This window comes from Citrobacter sp. wls710, from assembly GCF_005281115.1.
Lineage (GTDB): Bacteria > Pseudomonadota > Gammaproteobacteria > Enterobacterales > Enterobacteriaceae > Citrobacter > Citrobacter werkmanii.
In genome coordinates this window covers 203677-221098 of sequence record NZ_SZXD01000034.1, presented here as the reverse complement: position 1 = coordinate 221098, position 17422 = coordinate 203677, and the positions used below count along the sequence as shown (strand labels likewise).

Genomic DNA, 17422 nt, shown 5'->3' with positions numbered 1-17422 from the left:
TTCTCCATCCTTTGCTACAGGATGCCGGATAACACCTATGCAGAGGGGCTGGTACGATGATTGTTTCACTGGATAATCTTTATCAATCGGAATTCTCTTTTCTTCCTGCGAGAAGCGAAAAAGGCGATCTTGAGTTCGTAGATATCATCACCAGTTTTGCCAGCCTGCATGGGGATGTACGTATACCAACCGAGCTGGTCTTACCCCGGATGTCGGACGATGAGCAATGTCGTTTATTTGCAGAAAAACTAGAATTAATCGAAACGTGCCAACATTTTTTTATTCAGCGCAGAGTCTCAGCCTGGATTAATTTAACTCCGGCAATTGCTAATACTTTATTATCAGACGCTAAATATGCTTCACAAATTGAACGATTTTCATTTCTGGAACTGACTATTAATGAAAGCTATCCAGAGTTAAACAAAGGTAAAGACAATCCAACGCTGGCTGCGCTTGCGGCAAGATTTCCATTAGTTTTACAAAACTATGGCGCCGGCGGCATATCAACGCGGGCAATTTTTGATGGCCTGTTCAAACGTGTGGTGTTGGATAAAAACTTTGTTCAACAAAGGATTGCACATATTTCATTTGAACCATTTATGCGCGCTATCCAGGCGCAAATCTCACCCTGCTGTGAGTCAATCATCATTAGCGGTATTGACACGCAAGAGATGCTGGCGCGAGTACTTCCTCTCGGTTTCAGCGCGATGCAGGGAGGACTGTGGCCTGCGGTGCCGCCCGCGCAGATAATTTCATTGTCCAGGATATAACCCTTTTATTTGCTGGTGTTTAACAGGCTATTAACAGTCTACACTAGAGACAGGAGGCCTTATGACCCTGTCTTTTACCACCCGCTGGCGTGATGAATTACCAGCAACCTATACAGCACTCTCGCCCACGCCCCTGAAAAACGCGCATCTTATCTGGCATAACGATGCTCTGGCTGAGCAATTGGCTATTCCTGCGGCGCTGTTTACTCTTCCAGATGGTTCAGGCGTTTGGGGAGGCGAATCCTTGCTTCCCGGAATGTCGCCTTTAGCGCAAGTTTATAGCGGACATCAGTTCGGCGTCTGGGCAGGACAGCTTGGCGACGGACGCGGGATCCTGCTGGGCGAACAACAGCTTGCTGATGGCTCGACGCTTGACTGGCACCTGAAAGGCGCCGGACTCACGCCTTATTCCCGCATGGGCGATGGACGCGCCGTGCTGCGTTCAACCATTCGCGAAAGTCTGGCCAGCGAGGCGATGCACTATCTGGGCATTCCCACCACGCGCGCATTGTCGATTGTCACCAGCGACACGCCGGTATATCGCGAAACGGTAGAGCATGGGGCGATGCTCATTCGCGTGGCGCAAAGCCATATGCGCTTTGGCCATTTTGAACACTTTTACTATCGTCGCGAGCCGGAGAAAGTCCGTCAACTGGCAGACTTCGCGATTCGTCATTACTGGCCGCATTGGCAGGAAGAAGCCGATAAATATCAGCTGTGGTTTAGCGATATTGTCACGCGTACCGCATGCTTAATCGCCGACTGGCAGGCGGTAGGGTTTGCGCATGGCGTTATGAATACGGACAACATGTCGATTCTGGGGCTGACGATGGATTACGGTCCGTATGGTTTTCTTGATGACTACGTGCCAGATTTTATCTGTAACCACTCCGATCATCAGGGACGATACAGTTTCGATAATCAACCGGCCGCCGCGTTGTGGAACCTGCAACGTCTGGCGCAAACCCTGTCGCCATTTGTCCCTGTCGAGGCGCTCAATGATGCGCTGGACAATTACCAACTGGCGCTGTTAACGCGTTACGGTCAACGGATGCGGCAAAAGCTCGGCTTCTTTAGCGAGCAGAAAAACGATAACGAGCTGCTGAGTGAACTGTTTAGCCTGATGGCGCGAGAAAGAAGCGACTATACGCGAACGTTTCGCATGCTCAGTCTGACGGAACAACACAGTGCGCTATCTCCGCTACGCGATGAGTTTGTGGACCGTGCGGCTTTTGACGGCTGGTTCACGCGGTATCGCTCGCGTCTGGAACAGGACAGCGTTGCTGACGATGTCAGACAAACACAGATGAAGGCGGCAAACCCGGCGATGGTTTTACGCAACTGGCTGGCGCAACGGGCGATTAGTCAGGCGGAGCAGGGAGATTACGCCGAGCTACATCGGCTGCACCAGGCGTTGCGTACCCCGTTTGTGGATCGCGATGATGACTATGTCAGTCGGCCGCCTGACTGGGGCAAACGGCTGGAAGTGAGCTGTTCAAGCTAAGGTGCCAGAAATACCTGTGGGGTCGCGTTGGCCGGATGATGGCCAACGTGAACCTGAGCACCGTACCAGCGCATCAGATCATCGGCCCGTAACACGGTCTCCGGCGTCCCTTGCGACGCCAGCCTGCCATTATGCAATAACACTATTCTGTCAGCCCACAAGGCGGCGAGATTCAAATCGTGAAGCACAATACACACATGCAACTCTCCTGAAGCGACAAGCGTTTTCAGTAACCGCAGCAGATGCTGCTGGTGGTAAAGATCCAGCGCAGAGGTGGGTTCATCAAGAAATAACCAGCCGCGAGGCGCTCCGTCGCACCAGAGTTGCGCCAGGGCTCGGGCTAACTGCACGCGCTGTTGCTCGCCGCCGGAAAGCGCGGCGTATTGCCGACCTGCCAATGGTGTGCATCCGGTCATGTCCATCACCTGCGCGATAAGGCGAGGTTCCGAACGCTGGGTCCAGGGCGCGCGTCCCATCGCGATAACGGCCTCTACCGGCCAGTCAAATCCCAGTTGCGTTTGCTGACGCATCACCGCCCGATGGCGCGACAGGGTCTGCGTATGCCACTCATTCAGCGCTTTGCCCGCCAGCACGCAGCGCCCGGCAATCGGTTTGAGGAAACCGGTCAACAGGCGCAGCAGGGTAGATTTCCCCGACCCGTTTGGGCCGATGAGCGCCACCAGTTCACCTTTTGCGAGGGCAAGCGATACATCAGCAATCACCGACCTGCCCGCCACGCGATAGTGAAGCCCTTCAGCAACGAAATATTCAGCCATGCGATCCTCGCTGACGAAAAATAAGCCATAAAAACCACGGGGCGCCGAGCAGACTGGTTAACAGACCGACCGGCATTTCCGCCGGCGCAACTGAAGTGCGGGCCAGCGTGTCGGCAATCAGTAATAAAAACGCGCCCGCCAGCACGGAACCGGGGATAACGGCCCGATGGTCTGCGCCGAGCCACATCCGCATTAAATGCGGGATAACCAGCCCGATGAAGCCAATTACGCCGCTTACTGCTACCGCTGCGGCTACCAGCAAGGCGCTGCAAAGCAGCAAAATACGCTGGATTGTACGCACATTCACGCCAAGATAATGTGCCTCTTCCTCACCCAGTTGCAGCAGGTTCAGGGCCGGAGCCAGACGCCAGATGATCAGCACCGTCGGGATAGCCAGCGAGGTAACCGCCAGCAGCGTGGACCATTGCGCAGCGCCCAGACTTCCCATCCCCCACAGCGACAGCTGGCGCAGTTGCGCATCATTACTGACCCACGACAGAACACCAACAGCCGCCCCGCAGAGCGCGTTGATCGCTATACCGACCAGCAGCAGCCGCGAGAGTGAGCCGTCGCGCTGTTGGCTGAGGATAAAAATCACCACGGTTGCCGCCAGCGCACCGACAAATGCAGCCAACATTGGCGTATACAGCATCAGCAGCGCGGGCAAAGAGACAGGCAGTACCACCCACAGGGCGACGGCGCAGGCTGCACCGCTGCTAATTCCGAGTAATCCCGGGTCGGCAAGCGGATTGCGAAACAGTCCCTGCATCACACAACCGGATAGCGCCAGAGAACCGCCAATCACCAGCGCAAGCAGAACACGGGGCAGGCGAATAGTGAGCCAGATTTGACGCAGAGTTTCATTGTCATCACGCCAGAGCAGACTTACCGGCAGGCGCAACGCGCCAAAACCGGTAGCCAAAATTGTCATTCCGACCAGCATTAGCGCCATGACCCACAAAGAACAGGTGATTCGTCGGGACATCAGGGTAATTGCTCTGCTTTCGCGCGAAGCTGCAGTATGGCGTGCGGCGTACGGATACTGAAGCCAAGCAGTGCCATATCATCAACCTGTAATACCTGTTTATTCCGTCCCGCAGGTGTTTGCGCCAGCCCCGGCAGCGCCCACAGGTTCGCCTCGCCACCCATTGCCTTAACACCTTCCTGTGAAATCACCACCAGGTCCGGCTGGCTGGCAATCACACCTTCTTGTGAAAGAGGCTGATAACGGTTAACCCCTTGCATCGCGTTGCGCAAACCGGCGGCACGAATAGCCGCATCGGCTCCGGTTTGCTGGCCTGCGGCCATGGCGGTCATCCCTCCATGATTAAGAATAAACAGGACGCGTTTGTTAAGTTCAGATGACGGGAGCGCCGCCAGCTCCTGACGTAAGGTTGCACGCAACGTTTCACCATCGGCCTCCCGGTGAGTCGCCTCGGCAATGACGCGTATTTTTTCATCAATCGCGTTAAGGTCGTTGTTTGCCGGGATCGTAACAACCTTGACGTGGCTCTGCTCGACCTGTTTTAGCGCCAGAGAAGGCTGCGCCTGCGCGCTGGCAAGGACCAGCGTAGGGCGGGTGGCAAGGATCCCTTCGGCGTTAAGCTGGCGTAAATAGCCGACGTCAGCCAGGGCGTTTGCGGCTTCAGGCCACTGGCTGGTGCTGTCTCGCGCCACAAGCGTTGACTGCGCCCCCAGCGCGTACACAATTTCGGTGACGTCGCCACCCAAAGTGACGACTCTTTCCTCGGGGGCCGCCAGCGCAGTAACGGGTAGCAACGCAATCAGGAGCAGGATTTTGTTCATGCGGCCAGCCCTTTCGGCGTCAGTGCATCAATTTGTGCGCGCCATTGCGTTTGCTCCGGTTCACCTTCCGTACGTTGACCGTACAGTTGGGCAATCTGTGTGCCATCGGCCGCAAACAGTTCCAGACTGGTTACGTGTCCATCGGCGGTTGGTTTGCGTGTTACCCACGTTTCAGCCACGCTTTCTTCCAGCAGATGTAATGTAAATGCTGGGTTGAATATATTCAGCCAGCCTTTCATCGGCACCAGTTTTTCTATTACGCCGGTAAAAATTTGTACGCAGCCGCGATTACCCACAAAAACCATAATTTCATTGCCATCCTGACGCGCGGTATCGAGTAACTGCGCCAGTGCGCTATTAGGAACTTTGCAGGCCAGATCGTCCCCCACCAGATTAAATGCCTGTTGGCGAGTGAGATCGTGGCGTTTCAGCAGACCGAAAAACTGGTGGACATCAGTCATGGCTCGCCACTCTTGATCAACGGTCTGTGCATCAACGGTGACGGCGGCAGGCGCAGAATTGTTGACAGGTTGCAGCACCAGTGGCGGGTTTTCTGCAAAGATGAAACGGGTCAGTAACGCAGCCCATTCCTCAACGAGGGTATTTTGTGTGGCATAGACCTTCAGCAATGCATCACCCTGATAGTCGAAAAACTGAATGCTCTGACGCTCGCCGTGAGCGGTTGTTTCTCTGATATGAAAGGCGCTTGCCCACTGATTCAGGAACAGACGCAGATCGAGGGCGCGTGGATTGAGTACCAGCCCGGCATGCCCACTCAGGTGCTGGTTGGTAAAGGTGCCGACCTGCTCATGCACCGCATATTCGTTGCGGCAAATACATTTTGTTTCGCCTACGGCTTCCAGCGCGCCGAGGATTTCGCGGACTTCGCCACGTAAGCGCCAGGCGTCATGACCGACGCGCGCGAAGGTCAGTTCTGCCTCGCTGATGTGCATCATAGCCGCGATGTCACGTGCATATTTGCCAGGATTTTCTTTTTTCAGTTCCAGCCAGCGTGTGTGGTGATTCATTGTCTCTTCCTTCCAGATTGCTGCCCCGGCGAACCGGGGAAAAGTGATTACCACTGATAACTCACGAAAATTTTGCCATTGCGGCCATCCTGCGGAATGCCCTGCTGCGACCAGTACTCTTTGTCGAAGGCGTTGCCCAGTACCAGTGTGGTGGTCATGCCTTTTAGCGCCTGTTGCCCCTGATAGCTCACGTAGAAGTCGTTTACCGCATAGCCGGGTTGTTTGGCGTAGTTGCTGCTGATGTGCGTTGAGCGGTCAGCAAATGTACCTATCCAGCCAACGGAGAAACCGCTGTGCGCAACCGGTACGTTCAGTTTGCTGGTGACGGTGTCAGGGTTAATGCTGGAAATGTACTCGCCCGTGTCAGTATCTTTACCCCGCGTGCGGTTATAGGCCATATCGAGACTGAACAGGTCGGCGGTGTATTTCGCCATTACGTCCCAGCCCCAGATTTTGGCGTTGGGAACGTTATAGGATGTCGTTGTCGCGGCGGCAAAATCGACGCTGGTAGAGATGTAATCTTTGGCTTTGGTGTCGAAATAGCTGGCTTTAAATTCGAGCGCATCGCTTGCCATCAACAGATCGTCAAAGCGCAGGCCAAATCCGTATTCCTGTGTTTCGTTGGTTTCCGGACGCAGGTTCGGGTTTGGCACCCAGTAGTTGGTGTAAAAACGGCCAATCGAGAAGTGCTTCGCATCGTTATACATCTCGCCCATGGTTGGGGCACGGAAGGCCTGAGCGTATGAACCGAAAAGCATCAGCCAGTCGGCAGGTGCAACGGTGAGTCCAGCGCGGGACGACCATTTGTCGGCATCGACGTCTTCATAGCCGTCGCTGCTACCGCGATAAGAATCGTACCGGGTACCACCCAACAGCGTAACCGGCAGGTCGCGCAGGGTAATTTCATCCTGTAGCCAGCCGGAGCTGAAATCGATTTTTGCCTCCGGGAAACCGGTGGTTGCGCCACCCGGTTGCTGTTCCTGACGATAGTATTCGCCACCGTAGGTCATCAGGTGAGAAGCAAATGAGTCGGTAAACAGGCGGCTACGGTTGTCGATTTTCCCGCCTTTGGTGGTCTGCTTGCGAAATTCGCCGGTGCTATCCGTGTTTTGTGCATTAATACGCGCTTCGGACCAGTAGATGCGCGCATCCGCGTTCAGCCAGTCATTATCCGCCGGGGAGAGGGAGTAAGTCAGTTGCGCATCGCGTTGGATGGTTGAGCGTTCGGTCATTGGATTGCTGGTGGCATCCGCCGCGCTGGTTTGTGGGTTTTTAGGTTCCCGGGCATCATTGTTGTAATAACGCAGCGAGCCGGCCAGCGTCTGAGCGCTGTCAATTTTCCAGCTGCCTTTCGCCAGCATATTGTTAATCGCTTCGTCGTTCGGAGCGGTAGTACCGTCGCTCTGGCGCAAATTACCGCGATCGCGGCTGGACCAGGCCAGCAGCCCATCGAGGGTATCGGTGCGGCCAAATGTGCTGGCGCCCATACCGAGGCTATGATCGCCGGTAGCTGCGGTACCGAACACGCGATAACCGCTGTTTTGTCCGGCTGCCAGCAGATCTTTAGCATCCGCAGTGTCATAGGCGATTACGCCACCCAGCGCGCCGCTGCCATACAGCAGTGCGGAAGGGCCGCGTACCACTTCAATCCGCTTGATTAGCGCCGGATCGAGGAAGGTACTGTTCAGGTGCCCGGTATCGGTTCCCTGGCGAACGCCATCTACCAGTACCAGAACGCCGCGACGGTCATAGCCGCGCAGATTGACGTCCTGACCATTTGTCCGGCCCGTACCGTCCAGGGACAGGCCCGGAACCTTCCGTAACAGGTCGGCTGCCGAGCTGGCAGTCTGGTTTTCAGGTGCAGTAGCGTCGATAACGCTGACCATCATCGGCGCTTCAAAGGCGCTACGGGCGTTGCCGGTGGCGGTGACGGTCATATCCTCTACCGCCGCCCAGGCAACGACGGGAAGATTACTGACAATCGCCAACGCCAGGAGCGATGGGCGCAAGGATGCGGTGTGCAGGTGTGGCATAGCAACTCTCCATTAGAAAATCGAAAAGCGCTGGCTGCCTGGGTATTACCTGGGTGGCTGGCGAAAAGTGTTGTTTATTTAGTCAGAATGAGTTTTCCAGCATGGGTCTGGCGCAGCAGGTAGTGCTGACCATCGTGCTCTATAATCACGCGTCCTTCTTTGCCCAGCAGACTTTTACTGTCAATGCGACGCTCGGTTGCGGCGACGGCAGGCGGTGTTTTTTCTTTTGCAGGCGTTGCTGTTGTGTTATCCATACGTGACATAGAGTTTAAAAATAGCAATCAATGTAACAATGATAATCATTATCATCAAACTGCAAATTTGCGGCAAGCGTTTTTGTGAAATAATTGTGACGGGAACGGTTTTTGCACAACAATGAAGGGAAAAACAAAGAATTACCACCGGGCAACGTGGTGTTACCCGGTGTACAGCGTTAAAAACGGCTATCAACCGCAGAGGCGAGTTTGTCCACCAGCAGTTCAGTATCTTCCCAGTTCAGGCACGGGTCGGTAATCGACTGACCGTAAACCAGCGGCTGACCGCTAACGATTTTTTGCGTGCCTTCGCGCAGGAAACTTTCCGCCATGATCCCGGCAATCGCCGTCGAACCGTTGCGAATTTGCTGGCATACGTCATCACACACTTCCAGTTGACGGCGATGCTGCTTCTGGCAATTACCGTGGCTAAAATCGACGACCAAATGCTCAGGCAGGGAAAATTCGTGCAGGGTATCGCAGGCGGCGGCAATATCTTCAGCATAATAATTTGGCTTTTTACCACCGCGCATAATGATATGCCCGTATGGGTTACCGCTGGTCTGATAAATGGTCATCTGGCCGGTTTTATCCGGGGAGAGGAACATATGGCTGGCGCGGGAGGCGCGAATCGCATCGACGGCGATACGGGTATTGCCATCCGTCCCGTTCTTAAACCCAACCGGGCAGGAAAGAGCAGACGCCATTTCGCGGTGGATCTGGCTTTCAGTGGTGCGCGCGCCAATGGCGCCCCAACTGATTAAATCGGCAATAAACTGGCCGGTCACCATGTCGAGGAATTCCGTTGCCGTGGGTACACCCAGTTCATTGACCTGCAACAGCAATTTACGCGCCAGCTCAATGCCGTGGTTCACACGGTAGCTGCCGTTCAGATCCGGGTCGGAAATTAAGCCTTTCCAGCCCACGACGGTGCGTGGCTTTTCAAAATAGGTACGCATCACGATTTCGAGACGCGTCTGGTAATTTTCGCGCAGCGCCTGTAGACGCGTGGCGTATTCCACTGCGGCATCAAGATCGTGAATCGAGCAAGGGCCTACGATCACCAGCAAACGGGGGTCTTCACCGTTCAATATTTTTTCTATCCGGCGTCGGGAGTCCGTAACATGACGGGCGACGGAGGACGAAATAGGATGCCGCTGCGCAAGCTCTGCTGGAGTGACCAGGTTGTCAATACGCGCAGTACGGAGTTCATCGGTTCTGTTCATTACTTGTCTCAGAAATTTGTTGCTTCAACGGCAGGACTACCGGGAAGTGATGTGCATCACAATATCACACTCATCCGGCCTGGTGGCGAGCATAATAACAAAAAATCGAACCAATGCACTAGCATTCTAGTACATGCGGCGATTCAGCCCCATAATGTCGAGGATCTTGGTGGCAATCTCTTCTACCGAGTAATTGGTACTGTTCAACCATGGGATCTGATTTTTCCGGTACAGTGCTTCCACTTCGGCAACTTCCATCCGACACTGGCGCAGAGAGGCATAACGGCTGTTCTCGCGTCGCTCTTCGCGGATCGCCGCCAGGCGTTCGGGGTCGATGGTCAGACCGAACAGTTTATGTTGCAGCGGCTTCAGGGACGTGGGCAGCACCAGGTTATCCATATCATCGGCAATAAAGGGGTAGTTGGCCGCGCGGATACCAAACTGCATGGCCAGATACAAACTGGTCGGGGTTTTGCCGCAACGGGAAACGCCGAGCAGGATCACCTGCGCCTGATCGAGGTTGCGCAACGAAATACCATCGTCATGGGCAAGAGTGTAATCAATGGCGGCAATACGCGCATCGTACTTGTTGAGGTTGCCGGGATTCAGGCCGTGGGTACGATGGGCTATCGGCGTTGGGTCGAGCTTCATCTCTTGCTGCAATGGGGCGACCAGCGCCTGCACGATATCCTGACAAAACCCCTCGCTTTGCAGAATGATTGAGCGGATTTCCGGCAAGACGATGGAGTAAAACACCAGAGGGCGCACGCCGGTTTGTTGGTAAATGGCATCAATCTGGTCTTTAACCGCGCGCGCGCGACTCTCGTTTTCAACAAACGGCAGCGTAATGCTGTTGATAGTGACCGGAAATTGCGACATTACCGCGTGGCCCAATACCTCGGCGGTGATGGCCGTACCATCAGAAATATAAAAAACGTGACGATCAACAGCATTATCCATTTTGTGCATCCTGGGGCAGACATAATTCTCTGAAAGCATAAATTAAAATTCGCCAGAAGCGAATATTGCGCTATCACTTTTATAAACTGAAACGCTATTTTTATATTTAATGAAAAGTACATTTCATTTTTCGGAACAAATGTTTATACCGATAGTTTTTGTGGTGATCCCGTGTCGCTCGCGGGTTTGCGCAAATGCGGAAACAATCTTAAAAAATAAAAAATAAAGTTGCTTGAACGATTCACCGTTTTTTTCGCCGCGGTAAATATGCAAAGATAAATACGCAAAATTGAGTTTCCTAACCTCGTTCATATATAAGGATTGTTCGATGTCCAACAATGGCTCGTCACCGCTGGTGCTTTGGTATAACCAACTCGGCATGAATGATGTAGACAGAGTTGGGGGCAAAAATGCCTCCCTGGGTGAAATGATTACTAACCTTTCCGGTATGGGTGTTTCCGTACCGAATGGTTTTGCAACAACCGCCGATGCGTTTAACCAGTTTCTGGACCAAAGCGGTGTAAACCAGCGCATTTATGAGCTGCTGGATAAAACGGATATTGATGATGTTACCGAGCTTGCGAAAGCCGGGGCACAGATCCGCCAGTGGATTATCGACACTCCTTTCCAGCCGGAGCTGGAAAATGCCGTCCGCGATGCCTACGCGCAGCTGTCAGCAGACGATGCCCATGCCTCTTTTGCCGTGCGTTCTTCCGCCACCGCAGAAGATATGCCAGATGCGTCATTTGCAGGTCAGCAGGAAACCTTCCTCAACGTCCAGGGCTTCGATGCTGTCCTGGTCGCTATCAAACACGTATTTGCTTCGCTGTTTAACGACCGCGCGATCTCTTATCGTGTTCACCAGGGCTATGACCACCGTGGCGTGGCGCTTTCTGCTGGCGTCCAGCGGATGGTGCGCTCCGACCTTGCGTCCTCAGGCGTTATGTTCTCCATCGATACCGAATCCGGTTTCGACCAGGTGGTGTTTATCACTTCCGCATGGGGCCTGGGCGAGATGGTGGTGCAGGGGGCCGTTAACCCGGATGAGTTCTACGTCCACAAACCGACTCTGGCGGCTAACCGTCCGGCTATCGTTCGTCGCACCATGGGATCGAAAAAAATCCGTATGGTCTACGCGCCAACCCAGGAACACGGTAAGCAGGTGACCATTGAGGATGTGCCGCAGGAACAGCGCGATATTTTCTCTCTGACCAATGACGAAGTGCAGGAACTGGCGAAGCAGGCGGTACAGATCGAGAAGCACTACGGTCGTCCGATGGACATCGAATGGGCGAAAGACGGTCATACAGGCAAGCTGTTCATTGTTCAGGCTCGTCCGGAAACCGTGCGTTCTCGCGGGCAGGTGATGGAGCGGTATACGCTGCACGCCCAGGGTAAAATTATTGCTGAAGGTCGCGCCATCGGTCACCGCATTGGCGCCGGCCCGGTCAAAGTTATTCACGACATCAGCGAAATGAACCGTATTGAGCCCGGCGACGTACTGGTGACTGATATGACCGACCCGGACTGGGAACCGATCATGAAGAAAGCGGCAGCGATTGTGACCAACCGTGGCGGCCGTACCTGTCACGCGGCGATCATTGCCCGTGAGCTGGGGATCCCTGCCGTGGTTGGCTGTGGCGATGCCACTGAGCGCATGAAGGATGGTGAGAAGGTCACTGTCTCCTGTGCCGAAGGCGACACCGGTTATGTTTACGCTGAGATGCTTGATTTCAGCGTGAAGAGCTCCAGCGTGGAGACTATGCCGGATCTGCCATTGAAGGTGATGATGAACGTCGGCAACCCGGACCGGGCTTTCGACTTTGCCTGCCTGCCGAACGAAGGCGTTGGTCTGGCGCGTCTGGAATTTATCATCAACCGCATGATCGGCGTGCACCCCCGTGCGCTGCTGGAGTTCGATGACCAGACGCCTGAGCTGCAAAATGAAATCCGCGGCATGATGAAAGGTTTCGACTCTCCGCGTGAATTCTACGTTGGTCGTCTGACGGAAGGGATCGCGACGCTGGGCGCGGCGTTTTATCCGAAACGCGTCATCGTGCGTATGTCGGACTTTAAGTCCAACGAATATGCTAACCTGGTTGGCGGTGAGCGTTATGAACCGCACGAAGAGAACCCAATGCTGGGCTTCCGCGGGGCGGGCCGTTACGTTTCAGACAGCTTCCGCGACTGTTTCGCACTGGAATGTGACGCGGTGAAACGTGTCCGTAACGACATGGGTCTGACTAACGTTGAAGTGATGGTACCGTTTGTACGTACCGTTGCCCAGGCGAAAGCGGTGGTTGAAGAGCTGGCGCGTCAGGGGCTGAAACGCGGCGAGAATGGCCTGAAGATCATCATGATGTGCGAGATCCCGTCTAACGCCCTGTTGGCAGAACAGTTCCTTGAGTACTTCGATGGCTTCTCCATCGGCTCAAACGACATGACGCAGCTGGCGCTGGGCCTGGACCGTGACTCGGGTGTGGTTTCTGAACTGTTTGATGAGCGTAACGACGCGGTGAAAGCGCTGCTGTCGATGGCGATTCGCGCTGCTAAGAAACAGGGCAAATACGTGGGTATTTGCGGTCAGGGACCTTCTGACCACGAAGACTTCGCGGCCTGGCTGATGGAAGAGGGGATCGACAGTCTGTCGCTGAACCCGGACACCGTAGTACAGACCTGGCTGAGCCTGGCTGAACTGAACAAGTAATATCATGCCTTATCCGGCCTATTCAACGTAGGCCGGATAAGATGCGTTAGCATCGCCATCCGGCACTCTATCCTGCAACACTCTCCATGCTCAAACGTTTAATAATATCCTGACGCAACTGGTATTTTTGTACCTTACCGGACGCTGTGCGCGGTAACTTCTCGACAACCACGATATGCTCCGGGTATTTATACTTTGCCACCCGTTTGCGGCTAAAAAAGGCGACGACAGATTCCAGCGACAGCGAATGATGTGGGGCTTTTAGTACCACATAAGCGCACGACCTTTCACCTAACCGTTCGTCCGGCATCGCGACAACGCAGGCATCATGAATGCGTGGATGCTGCAATAAAATATCCTCCACCTCGCGGCTGCTGATATTTTCCCCACCGCGCACAATAATATCTTTTTTACGCCCGGTGATTTTGATGTATCCCGCGTCGTCCATCCGGCACAAGTCGCCACTGTAATACCAACCTTCTTTATCCAGCGCACGGGCGGTCAGTTCGGGTTCATCGAGGTAGCCCATAAAAACATTGGGACCACGCGAGGCTTCTTCACCTTCTACTCCTGCGGGCAGGGTATTGCGCGCTTCATCGACGACTTTTATTTCGACCCCTGCGGCAGCATAGCCGTCGGTGGTCATCATGCGGGAAGGTGAATCATCGAGATTGACCAGCGCATGCGGCGAGCTCTCCGTTGAGCCATATATGCTTAACAATTTAATGCCGAGCCGTTGGCAGTCACGGGCAATCTTTTGCGGAATGGTGGTACCTCCGCATAGAAAAAAGCGCAGCGATGAGAGATCACAGGATCGTTTTTCCATGCGACACAACATGTCATAGACAAATGGCGTTGCGCCGAGTACGCAGGTGCAGTGCTGTTGCTCCAGCAGATCGAGACAGGCGTCTGGAGTAAAAATATCCAACAACACGCTGCGTGCGCCGATTAAAAATGGTGCGGTAACGCCGTGCAGAAAACCGGTAGCGTGGCCAAGCGGCGCGGGCATTAAAAACACATCTTGCCAGGTGAGATTGAGACGGGCGCAGTAGGCGCGTTCGCTGGCAAGAATGTTATTGTGAGTTAACATTACGCCTTTCGGCATTCCCTCGGTCCCGGAGGTAAACAGTACCGCTGCCAGTTCATCCGCGTGGACGTTAATCGTTTGACTCAACGGCGGGGCTAAAAGCAGTTGGCTGAGCGCCTGCGAGGTGGTTGCCGGCGCCAGTTTATCCACGGCGACAATCTGTTGCAGATGCGGTAACTGGTTTTGTAAGGGGAGGATCAAATCGACCGGTCGGCTTTGTTTAAACAGGGTAGGTGCGAAAAAAATCTTCGCTTTGCATTTATTCAATACCCATACCAACTCCGCTTCGCGCCAGGCGGGTAGTAACGGGACGGAAACGGCTCCGGTTTTCAGGCAGGCCAGATAAATAATGGTAAATTCGCACCAGCCCGGCAACTGGAAAGCGACGCGATCGCCGGGTTGAATACCGCAGGCTAAAAACCAGCTCGCCAGACTGCTGGCGGCACCGTCGAGTGCGGCATAGGTATATGAAGCGCCATGATTATCAACCACGGCGATTTTATCCGGCATGGCTCTGGCTGTTTGGTTCCAGTAATCGCCAAGCGAAGCATCTCCCCATAAACCTTGTTGTCGCCAGGCTTCGCGACGTTCGGCGTTAAATGTTAGTGTGATACTCATTCGTTATTCCCAGGATAATATCGGCATACGTCTGACCGGATTGGCCGTGGAGGCCGATCCGGGGTGCAACGGCTCAATCCGTTAGCCGTAGCGGAAATCAATGCCAAATGTTCCTGCCGGATACTCCCATTGTTCGAGGATCGTATCGCCGCACAGCACCCGACAGGTGCCACATTCCAGGCAGCCAGCAGAATCAAAATGAATATTTCCACTCTCGTCCTGCTTATACAGTCCGGCGGGACAGGCCTTCAGCAGTTTGCGAAATTCGTTAAGGTCGGGATGTTCGGCCAGAATAATGTGCGGGTGACCTTCATCGACATTGAATTTATTGACGCCCAGCTTGACGTCGACGTTAACGGTATTGTCCTGACTCATAGCGCAGTTGCCCCCTTGATGCCGTCTTTCAGTAAGTTCATCAACCCAATTTTCTTCGCATGGGACATCATCATCTTACGAATCGGCTGGTTCGGACGTCCGTCAACGGTGAACATATCGTTCATGATATCCGCGACCATGCGAGGGTATTGGGTGAACAAGCGCGGGTTTTCCATCAGCGCCGGGATCTTGCGAAAATGCTGTAAATCACGCATCACACAGCCCCGTTCAAGGGCGCGTTTGTAGTCCATCAGGCTGCTGGCGGAGAAGTCCCGGCGTTCTTTGGCTGCAATGGCGGTTTGGGCAGCGGCTTCTGCGGAGGCTATTGCTAAATCCATACCACGCACCGTGTAACCCAGATTCAGACAGAAACCCGCGGCATCGCCGACGATCATTACGCCGTCATCAACCAGCTTGGGTACCATTGCCAGACCGCCTTCCGGCACCATATGTGCGGAATACTCCAGCAGTTCTCCTCCCGCAATCAGTGGACGAATAGTCGGGTGTTGCTTAAAGTCTTCCAGCATCTGCGGAATACTTTTCGTCGCGTGAGCAATATCCCCCAGCCCGCATACCAGCCCCAGAGAGACCGAGTCCTGGTTGGTATACAGAAAGCCTCCCCCCATCAGTCCATCCGACGGTGAACCGGCAAACAGCCAGGCTGCGCCTTCATCGCCTGAGAGGTTGAATCGATCTGCAATCACAGCCGGCGGTAAGCCGATCAACTCCTTTACGCCAACGGCATAGTGGTGAGCGGAAGAGGGCGGTACCATCCCCAGCGACCGTCCTAATATTGAGTTGACGCCATCGGCCAGGATGACAATATTGGCTTCGAGGATATCGTCACCGGCTTGCACGCCGGTGACCCTGGTACCTTCGCGGATGAGCGCATCAACGCGGACGCCGGGGATGAACTGCGCGCCTGCCTGTTCTGCTTTTTCCATCAGCCAGGGATCAAGCCGGTTGCGCAACACGGTGTAAGAATCCTGTGCTGGCGCGTTGTCTTTTTCCCGATGAAAGTCGAGCGTTACGGCGCTCTCTTCGGTCAGGAAGGATATTTTTTCGCGGGTCACTTTACGTTCGAGTGGCGCTTCTTGCGCGAATCCCGGCATGATGCGTTCCAGAGTATGCGCATAGAGTCGCCCACCGGTCATATTTTTACTGCCCGCACTGTTTCCGCGTTCGATGACCAGCACGTCCAGCCCGGCCTTCGCCATAACGTAGCCTGCAACGGTACCCGCCACGCCAGCACCGACCACAATGGCATCAAATTTTTCATCTGACATGCTTTATGCTCCTTTCCCGCCGCAAGGCAGCGGGAGATGTGCGTTAAATGGGGGGATTAGCGGCTGAGATGTTCGATAAGAGCCGGAACAACTTTATAGATGTCGCCTACCAGGCCGTAATCGGCGTAATTGAAAATAGGGGCTTTCTTGTCTTTGTTGATAGCGACAATGACTTTCGCGCCGTTACCGCCGACCATGTGTTGAATTTGTCCTGAGATGCCCAACGTGAGGTAAAGATCTGACTTCAGTAACACACCAGAAACGCCAATGTAGCGTTCGCGCTCCATCCAGTTTTCGCCTTCGGCAATCGGGCGTGAACAGCCCACTTCTGCCCCCAGTACGGATGCCAGCTGGTGCACCATCTCCAGATCGTGTTGCGCAACCAGGCCTCGACCCACGCCAACCACACGTTTTGCTTTACTGAGGTCCACGCTGCTCACGGATTTGGCGCGACGTTCCTGACACATAATTTCATGAAGCGGTGCGATGTAAGCTGCCGAGACAACAGGGCAATTGTGCGATGCGTTTTCCGCTACGGGTTCAAGCAGGCCTGGGGCTAGCGTGATAATTGCCAGCGCGCTTTTGATTTTTTCTTTGCCGAATGCCAGACCACCATACATGCGGTGCTCTTCGAACACGGTGTTATCCTCAAGCGTCACCGATATTGCGTCGTTCACCATCGCGGCATTGAGTTGGATGCTTAACCGTGCCCCAAGTGATTTCGCGCGCTTTGTGGCGGGCATCAACAGCATTCCGGCGTGTTCTTGCATCAGCGCTGCGATGGTTTCGGCGTAATTTTCTACACGCTGTAAACCGGAGGGGGCTTCGAGCACGATTATCTTATCGGCACCCAGAGGTTTAACCTGATTAGCCTGTTCGCTGCCTTGTACAATAAGATGGACGTGTTCACCCCACTGACGCGCGCCGGCCATTAATTCTGCGTAGCGTTCTACGTTATCGCTGAACACCCATACGTTAGCTAATTTACTCAT

The 17422-nt window shown here is 54.3% G+C and carries 15 protein-coding genes; 3 read left to right on the top strand and 12 right to left on the bottom strand.

From position 1 onward, the window contains the following. Window positions 1-56: 56 nt before the first annotated feature. Both FDX14_RS16345 and selO read left to right on the top strand, forming a co-directional pair. Complete coding sequence (locus FDX14_RS16345; RefSeq protein WP_137349849.1) at window positions 57-770, top strand: EAL domain-containing protein; 714 nt, start codon at window positions 57-59, stop codon at window positions 768-770. A gap of 61 nt (window positions 771-831) precedes the next feature. Beyond that, a complete protein-coding gene (selO, locus tag FDX14_RS16340) occupies window positions 832-2274 on the top strand; it encodes a protein adenylyltransferase SelO (protein WP_137349848.1) in 1443 nt (480 codons plus the stop codon). On the opposite strand, the gene FDX14_RS16335 is transcribed toward selO, so the two are convergent. The 8 genes from FDX14_RS16335 to ppsR all read right to left on the bottom strand — a co-directional run bounded on the left by FDX14_RS16335 (window position 2271) and on the right by ppsR (window position 10357). Further along, complete coding sequence (locus FDX14_RS16335; protein WP_137349847.1) at window positions 2271-3050, bottom strand: heme ABC transporter ATP-binding protein; 780 nt, start codon at window positions 3048-3050, stop codon at window positions 2271-2273. The genes selO and FDX14_RS16335 overlap by 4 nt on opposite strands. Then, window positions 3043-4035 carry a FecCD family ABC transporter permease gene (locus tag FDX14_RS16330; RefSeq protein WP_137349846.1) on the bottom strand — a complete coding sequence of 331 codons (993 nt, stop codon included), beginning with the start codon at window positions 4033-4035 and terminating at the stop codon, window positions 3043-3045. Before FDX14_RS16330 ends, FDX14_RS16335 begins: the two co-directional genes overlap by 8 nt. After that, window positions 4035-4856: a heme/hemin ABC transporter substrate-binding protein gene (locus FDX14_RS16325; protein WP_137349845.1), complete on the bottom strand. Its 822-nt coding sequence runs from the start codon at window positions 4854-4856 to the stop codon at window positions 4035-4037. Before FDX14_RS16325 ends, FDX14_RS16330 begins: the two co-directional genes overlap by 1 nt. Next, entirely contained in the window at window positions 4853-5884 is a 1032-nt protein-coding gene (locus FDX14_RS16320) for a hemin-degrading factor (RefSeq protein WP_042308795.1), read from the bottom strand. Before FDX14_RS16320 ends, FDX14_RS16325 begins: the two co-directional genes overlap by 4 nt. Before the next feature lie 47 nt (window positions 5885-5931). Next, window positions 5932-7917, bottom strand: coding sequence for a TonB-dependent hemoglobin/transferrin/lactoferrin family receptor (locus FDX14_RS16315; protein ID WP_137349844.1), 1986 nt, complete (start codon window positions 7915-7917; stop codon window positions 5932-5934). A gap of 74 nt (window positions 7918-7991) precedes the next feature. Further along, entirely contained in the window at window positions 7992-8180 is a 189-nt protein-coding gene (gene hemP, locus FDX14_RS16310; RefSeq protein ID WP_038640207.1) for a hemin uptake protein HemP, read from the bottom strand. 170 nt (window positions 8181-8350) lie between these two features. Then, entirely contained in the window at window positions 8351-9397 is a 1047-nt protein-coding gene (gene aroH / locus FDX14_RS16305; protein ID WP_137349843.1) for a 3-deoxy-7-phosphoheptulonate synthase AroH, read from the bottom strand. Between the two features lie 126 nt (window positions 9398-9523). Next, window positions 9524-10357 carry a posphoenolpyruvate synthetase regulatory kinase/phosphorylase PpsR gene (gene ppsR, locus FDX14_RS16300; RefSeq protein WP_038640212.1) on the bottom strand — a complete coding sequence of 278 codons (834 nt, stop codon included), beginning with the start codon at window positions 10355-10357 and terminating at the stop codon, window positions 9524-9526. A 328-nt stretch (window positions 10358-10685) separates the two neighbouring features. On the opposite strand from ppsR, the gene ppsA reads away from it, so the two are divergent. Next, entirely contained in the window at window positions 10686-13064 is a 2379-nt protein-coding gene (gene ppsA / locus FDX14_RS16295; RefSeq protein ID WP_042308787.1) for a phosphoenolpyruvate synthase, read from the top strand. Between the two features lie 67 nt (window positions 13065-13131). Here the strand turns inward: ppsA and fadK are convergent, their stop codons facing one another. From fadK to FDX14_RS16275, 4 genes are all read right to left on the bottom strand, one after another. After that, window positions 13132-14769 (bottom strand): medium-chain fatty-acid--CoA ligase, encoded by a 1638-nt coding sequence (gene fadK, locus FDX14_RS16290; protein WP_061381445.1) that lies wholly within the window; start codon window positions 14767-14769, stop codon window positions 13132-13134. Between the two features lie 81 nt (window positions 14770-14850). Next, complete coding sequence (locus FDX14_RS16285; RefSeq protein ID WP_038640220.1) at window positions 14851-15144, bottom strand: ferredoxin family protein; 294 nt, start codon at window positions 15142-15144, stop codon at window positions 14851-14853. Continuing rightward, entirely contained in the window at window positions 15141-16430 is a 1290-nt protein-coding gene (locus FDX14_RS16280; protein WP_137349842.1) for an FAD-dependent oxidoreductase, read from the bottom strand. The genes FDX14_RS16285 and FDX14_RS16280 overlap by 4 nt, the downstream gene beginning before the upstream one ends. A 56-nt stretch (window positions 16431-16486) precedes the next feature. Beyond that, a complete protein-coding gene (locus FDX14_RS16275; RefSeq protein ID WP_137349841.1) occupies window positions 16487-17422 on the bottom strand; it encodes an electron transfer flavoprotein subunit alpha in 936 nt (311 codons plus the stop codon).